The 12,012-nt window shown below is 45.7% G+C and carries 7 protein-coding genes; 4 read left to right on the plus strand and 3 right to left on the minus strand.

Annotated features, from left to right (window positions below):
- Positions 1 to 21: 21 nt before the first annotated feature.
- Entirely contained in the window at positions 22 to 2,193 is a 2,172-nt protein-coding gene (locus O3C43_10505; GenBank protein ID MDA1066923.1) for an AMP-binding protein, read from the plus strand.
- 23 nt (positions 2,194 to 2,216) lie between these two features.
- Here O3C43_10505 and O3C43_10510 read toward each other — a convergent pair whose 3' ends face one another.
- Positions 2,217 to 4,592, minus strand: a complete 2,376-nt coding sequence (locus tag O3C43_10510; protein ID MDA1066924.1) for a penicillin acylase family protein — start codon at positions 4,590 to 4,592, stop codon at positions 2,217 to 2,219.
- Positions 4,593 to 4,636: 44 nt separating this feature from the next.
- Complete coding sequence (locus tag O3C43_10515; protein ID MDA1066925.1) at positions 4,637 to 6,604, minus strand: hypothetical protein; 1,968 nt, start codon at positions 6,602 to 6,604, stop codon at positions 4,637 to 4,639.
- A gap of 264 nt (positions 6,605 to 6,868) precedes the next feature.
- Between O3C43_10515 and O3C43_10520 the strand changes: the two genes are divergently transcribed.
- On the plus strand, positions 6,869 to 7,843 hold the full coding sequence (locus tag O3C43_10520; GenBank protein ID MDA1066926.1) for an adenylate/guanylate cyclase domain-containing protein: 975 nt from the start codon (positions 6,869 to 6,871) through the stop codon (positions 7,841 to 7,843).
- A 45-nt stretch (positions 7,844 to 7,888) separates the two neighbouring features.
- Positions 7,889 to 8,329: a hypothetical protein gene (locus tag O3C43_10525; GenBank protein ID MDA1066927.1), complete on the plus strand. Its 441-nt coding sequence runs from the start codon at positions 7,889 to 7,891 to the stop codon at positions 8,327 to 8,329.
- Here O3C43_10525 and polA read toward each other — a convergent pair.
- Complete coding sequence (polA, locus tag O3C43_10530) at positions 8,326 to 11,109, minus strand: DNA polymerase I (GenBank protein MDA1066928.1); 2,784 nt, start codon at positions 11,107 to 11,109, stop codon at positions 8,326 to 8,328. The two genes, O3C43_10525 and polA, sit on opposite strands and share 4 nt — an antisense overlap.
- A gap of 130 nt (positions 11,110 to 11,239) precedes the next feature.
- On the opposite strand from polA, the gene O3C43_10535 reads away from it, so the two are divergent.
- Complete coding sequence (locus O3C43_10535; protein MDA1066929.1) at positions 11,240 to 12,010, plus strand: class I SAM-dependent methyltransferase; 771 nt, start codon at positions 11,240 to 11,242, stop codon at positions 12,008 to 12,010.
- Positions 12,011 to 12,012 lie beyond the last annotated feature (2 nt).

Raw genomic sequence — 12,012 nt, forward strand, 5'->3', positions numbered from 1 at the left:
ATTCTTCACCACAGAAATTTTTTGATAGCCAAGTTACTAGTCTGGATTATTTATCGCATCCGCGTTGAAGGACATGAATATGTCCCCAAGGATAGCGGAGCCGTCATTGTGAGTAACCACATGACATACTTGGACGTTGTATTCCTAAGCATTGCGACGCGTCGTAAGATTCGATTCATTGCGTCCGATACCCTGCATAAAACAAATCGTTTTCGCTGGTTACTCAAATTATCATTCATCGAGTTAATTCCGCCAAACAAGACTCATTCTTATTTTGAAAAAAACGTAGAACACCTTAAGCAAGGAAGATTGCTCGGCGTCTTTTTGGAAGGTCAAGTTTCTCGAACCGGAAGTATGATGGGGTTGAAGCCGGGATTTGAGGAAATTGCCAGGGAAAGTGGTGTTCCGGTAATTCCGGTTTTCATGGATAATCTCTGGCAGACCCGATTTTCCTTTTTTAACCCCGAGGGGATGAAGTTGAAGAGCAAGCCTCTTAGAATGGTTATTAATATTGAGATTGGCGAACCGATCTCTCCTGGAGATATGACCCTCTCTCATGTGCGTCAGGCTATGCTGGACTTATCTGAGAGTTGTTTTCAAAAGCGTAAGGAGCTTTCAGGCCATATTGCTGATGTTTGTTTTCGTGGGCTTGCGGGGCGACCATTTTTCGAGCAACTCATCGATTATACGGCTGGCAGAAAGTCTTTGAAGTCCGGAATTATTTTGGTGCTGGGGCTATTGATTTCGAAATATGTCAAAAGCAATATTCCTGGAAGGCGTGTTGGAATTGTACTTCCTCCGGGTATTGCTGGCACGGTTGCAAACTTAGGTGTCCTCTTTGCAGGTAAGATCCCCGTGAATCTCAATTTCACTGCGGGAAAAGCGGCTATTGAATCATCGTACCGGAAAGGTGAGATCGACACAGTTATCACTGCCGATGCTTTGATTAAAAAAATTCCGAATTTCCCGTGGCCCGAGCATACCATCGATATCGTACCCCTTCTACAAGGATTGGATAAGAAAGCTATTTTGCTTCGGTTCCTGATGGTAGTGATTTTCCCATCCGCTTTGTTGATCCGGATTTACAACATTCCAAAATACGGAAATAACGAAGAAGCAGGACTGCTTTTCACAAGTGGAAGCTCTGGTGAGCCCAAAGGAGTTCCGTTGTCACACCGCAATATCATGTCAAATGTGCTGCAGATCGATGAAGTAGCGCTGCTTAGTAAAGATGATACCTCGTTGATGTGTTGCCTGCCCATTTTTCACAGTTTCGGGTTTACTGTCACTCTTTGGTATCCTTTGTTTCGTCAATTGAAAATGGTGACTATCCCTTCACCTTTGGAGCAGAAGAAAATTGCGGATGCAATCGAGGCTGAAAAGGTCACTGTATTCATTGGCACACGCACTTTCTTCAAGCCATACGTCAAACGTATTCCAGCTGAAAAGATGGCCACTCTTGATTTGGTTGTCGCAGGAGCTGAACGAGTGACACCAGAGTTTTTTGACCTTTGGAACGAAAAATTCGGTTCTGATATTTTTGAAGGTTACGGGATCACGGAAACTTCGCCTGTGGTGAGCGTAAATCTAAAAAACCCTGTTCAAACAAATGAAGAAGCAGTCCCTCAGACTGCTTACCGCCGTGGTTCTGTTGGCAGAATGGTTCCAGGAATAACGGCGCGTATTAAAGATCCAGATTCCGGCGAGGAAAGAAGTCTTTTTGAGCCAGGGATGCTTTACCTTAAAGGAGGCAATATTTTTGGAGGTTACCTGGGAGATCCAGATCTTAATGCCGAAGTGTTAAAGGACGGATGGTTTAAAACAGGTGACCTGGCTCGTTTTGATGAAGATGGGTTTCTTCACATAGAAGGGCGTGAGTCCAGATTTTCCAAAATTGGTGGCGAGATGGTGCCTCATGAGACTATCGAATCAAAAATTATTGAAGTCCTCGATTTGAAGGATGAGGAAACGGTGTCTATCGTTGTTACCTCGCGGCCCGACGACGATAAAGGCGAAGTGCTTGTTCTGATAACTTGTATTACGATTGATGAAGAATTGTTGCGTCAGAAATTGATCGATGAAGGTTATCCAAATCTCTGGATACCGCGAATCGTTAAACAAGTGGAAGAGATTCCTATTCTTGCCAGCGGAAAACTGGATCTGAAGGGTTGTCAGGTATTAGCTGCCTCCTGATGCTTCCTTGAGTGATTCTGGATTTATCGCGGGCTTATGGTGAGGGAATGGACGACTTCTCCAGGCAGCAGAGGCAGATACTCTTCTGTTGCCCAAAGGCGTTGTAGGTCGCGGTAGTTTTTGGACATGAAGTGGCCACTTTGGCCGCAACCCATTTGAAAGATACTGTCTTCCAACTTACCCGGGCTTACTATCATACGAACTCCAGCTGCCAAACTGTGGCTCAAAACTTTTGGACAGTAATGATCTCCCTCAAGTGGGATTTGCGGCATACTCAAAATTCCGTTCAAAGCTGGGACAGCGTACGTGATGGGATGGCGATAGTCTGATTGATTTCTATTTCCCCATCGAAATGCATCCCAGCCGCGTTCCTTAATGCGGATGCATAACTCATCAATCACACTACTGAATTGGTGGAGCCAGGAATCATAGATGGGGTTCAGCAAATAGTCAGGTTGCTCACAAACAATTTGATAAATTGCTTCTTCTGTCATGAAGCGAAAGGGATCGAATTCCTCCGGCTCAAATTCGTAACAAGGTTGGGTAATGTGCCGGAGTACTTCAACCGTCAGGCGATTTCGAAAATCCCTTATTATGGTATAACCAATTGAATTGCCGTCTGCTCGACCGTTCCAGTCTTCAACTTCTTTTTTAAACCTCGCCAATTCAGAATTGGATTTCTCATAAGCATTCAAAGTATCCAGCAATAACTTACGCCAACGAATTAAAAAGGTAACCGAATTATCGTGTTGGATGGCCGCCAAGGTACGTGGGCTGTGCTTTTCCTTGGCAAGCAGTTTTTCTCTGATTTGGTAGGCTCGTGGAAATTCTGAAAAATCGCCGCTTCCCAGGCTCAAATACTTTTCTTCTCCTGAGACGCGGTTGTTGGCCGTCCATAGAAGGTGGTTTTCAGGGTTTGTGATTTTGGGGAACTCGCTACGTTCAAGCTTCTTTGTCCAGGCCTGATCCGCTTCGCTGGAATTTATTGAATCAAACGGGTTACGGCCATTTCTATCTGGCAGGAATCCTGATAAGGTCCAGGCGATATTCCCGCCATCATCTGCCAAGACATAGTTTTGGACTGGCAAGTTTGATTCATAAGAAGTCTCTATAAATTCTTCGTTGGTGACCGAACGCTCAATCAGCATTGAACGAATATTTGCTGCATCTGGGTGATAGGCGGACCATCGGCGAACCCGTTTTTCTCCTGTGGGTGTCTCTCCCACCACGGGTCCCCACTGAGTATATTCAATTTCCATGGTCATCGGCTCGGCACCCTTGATCGCTATGATCTCCTGTTTTTGTTGTATTTGAGCAGTTCCCGTTGATGTTTTGTATTCGGGAAATCCGTGTTCACTCGGTTCTAGAATTATCAAATCATCCGTATCGAGAGAACCATTGGTAATTCCCCAAGCCATTCGCCCGTTAGTCCCAAAAGCAATTCCTGGAAGACCGGGGACGCTGAACCCATGAATGTCTAAAACGTTGTCCGTACCATCTGGACTGAATGAGTACGACATCTTGTACCAAGTGTTGGGTACACCCAAATTGAGGTGCGGATCTTCCGCCAATATGGGGAATCCGCTAACGGAAGCTTCTGGTCCCACGACCCAATTATTACTTCCCGGCATACGTTCCACCGCATCGGGAATTTCGATAAAGGCAGAATCTTTTGGAGTCGCTTTAAGATATGAAAAAGCTTCAGGACCCGGAATTTCTCGATTCAAAATTTGACTGCCATCAATGGCTGCCTCCCATGAATGTGAATTCCCGTCCAAGAATTGAACAACTTCCTTGGGTAAGGTCTTTCGTGCTACCCAACGTGCGTAGTCCAGATCCGGATTGTTTTGCAAGTCCAGATAGAATGTGAAAATAACCAGAATACTGTCTTCCGGTAACCAGGGCTGCGGTTTCACTTTCAATAACCAGTATTCGGGTGGTCTTGTTTTCAAACTGGTGAGGCCTTCGTTTACGCCTTTCGTGTATTGTTTTAGAATCGTTTTTTCATAGTCACTCAGATTTTCCCAAACTAATTTTGAGTGTTCCCGGAAATTGTGGAGTCGGACCTTTGTGTCCATGCCAATGCCTCCTTTTCCAACCAGAGCGGACAGTTCTCCGGAAGCGACTCGGCGTAGCATATCCATTTGGAAGAAACGGTCCTGACCGTGGCAGAAACCTATTCCGTACGATACCGTTTCTCGGGAGTTTGCTCTGATAGTAGGTACACCAAGTTTATCACGCTCGATAGTGAGGCTTTCATTAATACCTTCGCTGGTACGGTGACCATCATAGGAAGGAAGACTGCTCCAAAACAGCAGGTATATTCCTACAATGGCGGCCAGGACCATTCCGACTACCATTGCTAATGTGCCGACTGTTGTACGAATGAGAAATCTCATGTTTTTCTAAAGTCAGATCTTATTTGGGCTTTCCAGTTCATGACTTATTTTTCGACTCGGAGTGTCTGCACCATCATTACTGTTCCAATTATACCAGTAAGAAGGGTAGCGAGCCAAGGGTTTAGGGTGTGAGTGAAAGTAAGCAAAAGAATAATTACTGCCTGTGCGATTGCGGTTAGGGTAATGTACTTTGCAATGGAACGAGCTTTTATAAAGCGTAGCCATTCTCCTACCAAAAGTTTTAAACCGTCGTTGGTTACAACCGCATCTGAGTATGGAAGTGCATGCGGATCTCCGTTTTCGATCATCATACTTCCGGAAGCAGTTGCAAGGGCTGGGATGTCATTGCGTCCATAGCCCAGATAAAGGACATGTTTTTTGTTTTTTTGAATGTTCTGCACGATTTCCATTTTCTCTTTTGCAGAAGAAACCTTTATAATGGGCTGACCACTAAACGTTTCCAGCTTTGTTCGGGAATCATTAGTGACTATGGTTACTTTGAGGTCGTTGTCTGAAGCTTCCTTGAGTAACTCAAGGCCTTCTTCCTTGATCTCTTCATCCCACACAAAAATAGCAGCCGGGATGTCGTTAAGAGTAACAAACAATCTTTGCCTGGGAGGGAATTCTCCTACTTGGGTGTTGAGTTGCTTAAAGCCACTGTGCGTAAAATAGGGCATCGACTTTAGTGAACCCACCCGGATGAAAATCCGGCGTTCCTCTTCATCGAAGATTTCCGCTTCTATGGATCCTTTTTCAGATTGAAACAGCTGTTTGATCGTGACGCTTTTTTTATTGGGATCTTGAGAAAAATAGTGCGCTCCCAACGACAAGGACGCGGCTTCCTCCATCGCTCGAATGGTTCTTATAAGGAAGGGAGACTTTCCTCTAAAGTGCTTGGAAAGAATTATCTTCTTTCTCACGATTCCCGGTTCGGTGAGGATCCCTGTTTTTTCTAAAACGATTTCAAGCTGACTACTAAAGAGTTCCACTAATTTCAGATTGCGGAATTGGATTCCTTTATAAGCTGTTACGGTAAACCTTCGCCTCCAAAGTAACGGTAAAATCAATACAATTCCCCAAGGGTTGAGGCCAATAAGAAGCGATACCGCGGGGACCAGCCCGTCTTGCCATGTTCCTTTGAGATGCGAATACAGGAATTGTGCAATAAGGATGACGATAATAAAGCTGATCCAAACGAATCGTAAAAGCTTCTGTCTTCTATTAAAAACTAAGGATCGAAACTGATCCAGCCATGAAGTCACCTCTTCCCCCACGGGTTTTGAAGGGGAACTTCCGTTTTCGGTAGCCTGGATTATTAATTCGCCCTCTATGAGAATTTCTCCAGCGCTAACCGTATCGCCATTACCGCAGCGGCGAGGTACTGGGGTTGATTGAGGAGAGGCTTGGTTTAGTAATCCATAACCTTTGTGGATAATGCCAGCCACCCAGATCCGATTGCCTGTTTTGATTTTTAGATAGTCACCTGCTTTTACAGATTCGATACCGACTGTATGGGATTGTTTGGATTCTTCAAATATCTCCAGTTTTGGTCCGCTGCCTGATTCAAGAGCATGAGCCGCATTTTGAAGACTCACATTATACTCGCGGTATTTTCGTTTGGTGATGCCATAACCTGCGAAGAGTATTGGCAGGATTCCCAGGAAATGATTTTGCAGGTCTTTTTGCATCTCCACGACCGAACCCACTATACAAAAAATAAGGAGGGCCAACATGTAGTAATCGGCTGTGCCTCTGCGTTTACTTATTAACTCCTGAGTGAGAATGGGAATTCCTTGAATACAGACCAATCCGATGGCTACCACTAAGACTGTGTTAATGACCAGGAACCCGTTCCCTTCTTGAATCGACGGGAATAGTCGCCGAAGTGTTTCAGTGATCAATGCAATTATTCCGCTAGAAGCACTTGCCCACTCCAATAACGACAAGGGCGTCCTGGTCAATGGTGGCGTTAGCAGCTGGCTTTCCAGCGCCTCTTCGGGAGTTAAAGTCATGTTTTGGAGCTAAAAATGTCTGGTCGAAGGCTCCGTTTTTAAAAACTGCGTGAAAACTTGCCGGAGCGTTCAGGTTAGTTGAGTTGATGCCTGATAGTCGTTGCAGTTCATTTCTGATGCTTTTACTCGTAAACATGAAAGTCCTGCCACCCTGGTTTTGACCTTCTTATTACATCCATTTTTAACTCATTTATTTTACCAGATTACCTTTCTAAAAAATCTTTGTAGTCCGATTATTTCGGCCGTTTCTGCCGTTACCATTTTATGAATACTCATTTCATCCAAAAGCACTATTCACTCTCAAATCTCGACTTTCGGGACCTTTGGGATATTACGACCCATTTTCGTGCGAGTCACCCGGCTTTGGGGCACATTGTTTATTCGGTTGAAACACACAGTGGCCCTCTTGTTTCAGATGAGCCCGATGTGTCCTGTATCTTGCGAACAATCGCCAGATGTACCGAGCCTGTGGAAAGTATCCGTGTTCGGCTTACCCCAGAGGCAGGAAGTCAGGAAATGCCGTCCGCCGAATTAGCTTTTTATAATAAGGAAAAGATTAATTTTAAAACGGGTCTAACGCTGACCAGTTCTGCTTCATCAAAACTTTCGGTTTACAAGTTTGAAAGTAAATTGTTTGAGCTCTTCGAGGACCTCCGAAACACCGAACCGAATGTGAAGTTTGGGGACCCTTGTGAAATCCTGGCTGCCGTGGTGGATATTCGTGGATTTTCACATTTCTCCGAACGTCCTAATATTGAATCCCCCTATCTTTGTGGTGTTATGGGTGCATTTTATCAAATCATCCAACGGAGTTTTGCTAAATATTCGCCTGAAATGATAAAATTTATGGGAGACGGTGTGCTGGCAGTTTGGCAAACTACGTTCGAAGATCGGCAGTTCGCTGTCGACGCCGCAGTTGAGGGATGCTTGCGTCTCAATAGCCGTTATCAGCACCTGCGGAAGAGCCCACACTTTACTGAAGGTACTCCCGATTCCCTCGGTGTTGGGATATCTATAGGTCTCGGTAGTAAGTTGCCTTTTGATGGTGATTACATAGGACGACCCATCAATGTAGCTACCCGGCTCTGCGGCGTATGCCCAGGCGGAAAAGTTTTTATCGATCAGGCAGTTCCAAATCTTGATCCCTCAATCGAAAAACACGAGACAACGGTAGACGTCAAAACGTATGGTAAATACTACCTCTGGTCTATCCAGACCGAAGGAGGAGTTTTAGTGTAACGATTGGATTGACCCCTAGTTGGTCGACTAGACAATGGGCCACTTATGTTGGAACCTAGTCTTCAAAGCCTCGCAATTCAGGCGCACGTTTTTTCAACGCTTTTGATGACAGGAATTGTCTGGTTTGTTCAGATGGTTCACTATCCGTTTTTAAATTTTGTCGCTGAAGAAAAGCGCCGGGAGGCGGCAGAATTTCATCAACATCGAACGAGCCAAGTGGTTTTGCCGATTATGATAATTGAATTGGTAACGGCCGTCACTTTGTTGGGCAGCTCCTGGATGATGCGCTATGGTCAAACGATTTGGATAAATCTTGGGCTCTTGCTACTGACCTGGGGAGTTACGTTTTTTCGGTTTATGCCACTGTACAAGCAATTACTTGGTGGTTTCGATTCTAACCTGGTCAAGGCATTAAAAAGTGCCAATTGGGTGCGGACATCTTTGTGGACCGTCCGATCCGTTCTCCTGATTAGTTTCTTAAATTAATGTGCCTCGAGCCAGTTGGCTCCGGTTCCTGTGTCCACTACAATCGGGACGGAAAGGGGTAGGGCGGCTTGCATGCACGCAACAATCTTTGGCGGAAGAGTATCTCTTTCATCCTGGTGAAGATCGAAGACCAATTCATCGTGAATCTGTAACAGCATCCGGGTCCTGGTTTGCTCGTTTTCGAGCAGATCCTGGACTTTGTGCATAGCAATTTTTATCATATCTGCCGCGGTTCCCTGAATGGGTGTATTGATCGCCACCCGTTCAGCACCAGCGCGGACGGTACCGTTTGCCGAATTGATATCCCGAAGCGGTCGCCGACGACCAAGTAGTGTCTCCACGTAACCGTGTTTGCGTGCGTTTTCGATGGTCGATTCCATCAAATCTTTAATTTTGGGATATTGTTTGAAATATTCGTCTATGATGTCCGCGGATTCCGCACGCCCAATTCCCAGACGTTGGGCAAGCCCATGTGCGCTGATTCCATAGATGATTCCAAAGTTCACCATTTTTGCAGTTCGACGCATGTCTGGAGTCACCTCAGTTAAAGCGGTATCGAAAATACGGGCAGCTGTGGCTGAGTGAATATCAAGATTATTGATGAACGCATCCATCATAGCTTCTTCTTTGCTTAGGGCGGCACAAATCCGGAGCTCTATCTGCGAGTAATCGGCTGCTAGTAGCGTAAATTCCTCACCACCTGCGATAAACGCTTTCCTTATCTCTCGTCCACGTTCTGTCCGAATCGGGATGTTTTGGAGGTTCGGATTATAAGAATTTAAACGTCCTGTCGCTGTAATGGTTTGATTGTAGGTTGTGTGAATTCGACCCGTGGACGGAGAGATGAATCCGGGCAAAGTATCAACGTAAGTGTTCTTCAATTTACTCGCACCGCGGTGATCGAGAATGGATTGAACGATTTCATGTTTCGAGGCGAGACGAGTGAGGACTTGCTCGTTGGTGGCATATTGGCCGGTCTTGGTTTTCTTTGCTTTTGGATCTAGTTTAAGGATATCAAATAACACCTGGCCCAACTGCTTGGGCGAATTCAAATTGAAGTCGGTTCCTGCAAGGTCCCTGATCTTTTCGGACAAGCTTTTTATCTCAATTTCCAATTCGGCTGAGAAAGCGATCAATGTCTCCGGGTCGATGCGAACACCGGTGGCTTCCATTTTTGCCAGGACGGAAATCAACGGTGCTTCCACTTCGTGATACACTTTTTCTTGACCCGTTTCTATCAGGAGTGGCTCAAGAATCGCCTTAAGTTGAAAAGTAATATCCGCATCTTCAGAGGCATAATCAACGACTTCAGCGAGGGGGATATCGGCCATCGATTTTTGCTCCTTTCCTTTTTCACCAATGAGCGACGTGATGGAGATCGGTTTATACCCCAACAGGGACTGAGCGAGGAAATCCATGTTATGCCGCTGGTCTGGGTCGACCAGGGTATGCACGATCATCGTGTCAAAGAGTGGCCCTTGAACTTGAATACCATGCTGCATCAAAACACTGTAATCGAATTTGATGTTATGGCCGATTTTTTCAGTGTCCGGATTTATAAATACAGGCCTTAATGCATCGAGGAATTGTTGTTTTTCCTCGTTGTCGGTGGGTATCGAAACGTAATAACCCGTTTTGGGTTTGTACGAGAATGCCACTCCCAAAAGGTCGGTGGTCAACACATCCAAGCCGGTTGTTTCGGTATCGAAACAAAAGCATGATTGCTGGTTTAGTTCCGCCACCAATTGTTCAATGCCCGCGATTGAATCGATCAGTTTATAATCCGGTTTTTCGGATTCGAACGTTTTGAAGACTGCTTCCTCCATTTTTATTTCGTTATCTAAAGGCTCATCATCAAAGGACATATCCAATTGGGCGCCCTGTCCTCTACCCGCTATAAATGAGTCACCGAAGAGTCGTTTGCCAATGGCATTGAATTCCAATTCAACGAACAAAGGTTTCAGGATTTCCGGGTTCGGTTCGTTGAGTTCAAGGTCTTCAATGGAAACATCAATAGGACAATCGGTCCAGATGGTAGCCAATTTTCTGGATAAACGTGCCTGCTCGGCGAAGTTCTCCAGGTTCTCCCTCTGTTTCCCTTTTAATTTATCTGTGTTGGCTAGAATATTTTCAATGGATCCAAATTCCTGGATGAGTTTTGCCCCTGTCTTTTGACCAATGCCAGGCACGCCAGGAATGTTGTCGGCGCTGTCACCCCAGAGGCCGAGGAGGTCGATCACTTGTTCGGGTGATTCGAGACCAAACTTTTCTTTCACTTCATCCACGCCGAGGATTTCTATGTCTGAACCTTGTCTTCCAGGCTTGTACATAAAAATACCTGGCTCAACCAACTGTGCAAAATCTTTGTCGGGTGTTACCATGTAGACGTCGAATCCTTCTTTCACATAGCGTTTGGCGATGGTGCCGATGAGGTCGTCAGCCTCGTAACCGTCTTTTACCAGAGTCGGGATATTAAAGCCCCTGGTTATCTCGTAGACCTTGGGAATGGAAAGCCTCAGATCCTCCGGCATTTCTTCGCGCTGAGCCTTGTATTTAGGGAAATCGATATGCCTCTGAGTTGGTGCAGACGTATCGAAAGCCACCGCCAAATGCGTCGGATTGCGATTCTTGATCAGGTCCAGAATCGTGTTAGTGTATCCAAAAACGGCACTCGTGTTAAACCCCTTGGAATTAACAATTGGATTGCGGATGAATGCAAAATGCGCCCGGTAAATGAGCGCCATGCCGTCGAGTAAGTACAGGGTTTTGTTGGAGGCCATGAGACAGAATTTTCAACAACCCTAGCAGTGCTGATCCATAGTTAAAGCGGAATTCTCGCCCTTGTAACAATTGTGCGTATCGCTTAAAAGATTTACGGACGGACTAAGGCTCTGGTAAAGGAGGGAGCAAATGAAGGATGGGTTGTACAGCGGACTGGATGCGGATTTCTATGATGAGCTACTGGATGGGGAAATAGATGATTTGCCGTTTTGGCGCAGCTTAATGGGTGAGCCCGGTTTGCGTGCGCTTGAGGTTGGTTGTGGAACGGGGCGCATTTTGATACCGCTTTTGAAAGAGGGGTTTCATGTGGATGGGATGGACAATTCGGCGAATATGGTTCGACTACTCCGGGAGAAGACCTCTGAGCAAACCCTCAAGACTGACATTCGAATTCAGCGCATGGAAGAGCTCGATATGGGGAAACGCTACTCGCTTATTTTTATACCCGGGTTCTCTTTGCAAATGGTCGCTTCCCGAAAATTGCTCATAGAATCCTTACTTCGGTTTCACCAACATTTGGAGCCTGGAGGTCGATTGGCCGTCTCTTTGTTTTTCCCCTGGGAAGAAATGGAGAATGATCATCCTGGAGATTGGCATTTACGAAAGAAAGTGAAACGAAGAGACGGTTCGAAGCTCACGTGCCACCAATCTTCGGCCATCGACCTCGAAAAACAGACCCTGTTGGTAAAGAACCGATATACCTTGTCTGATAGGTCTGGAAATGAACTTCGCGAAGAGTTTCGCGACCTTCGCCTCCTCTGGTTTTATCCTCATGAGTTACACTTGCTACTACAGAAAACAGGCTTTGAACTGTTGGAAACTTTTGCTGATTTCAGAAATGAACCTTTGGATGAAAATACGCCGCACGCTGTGTTTCTGGCGAGGAAAAGAGACGATTAGGC

This window comes from Verrucomicrobiota bacterium, assembly GCA_027622555.1.
GTDB lineage: Bacteria > Verrucomicrobiota > Verrucomicrobiia > Opitutales > UBA2995 > UBA2995.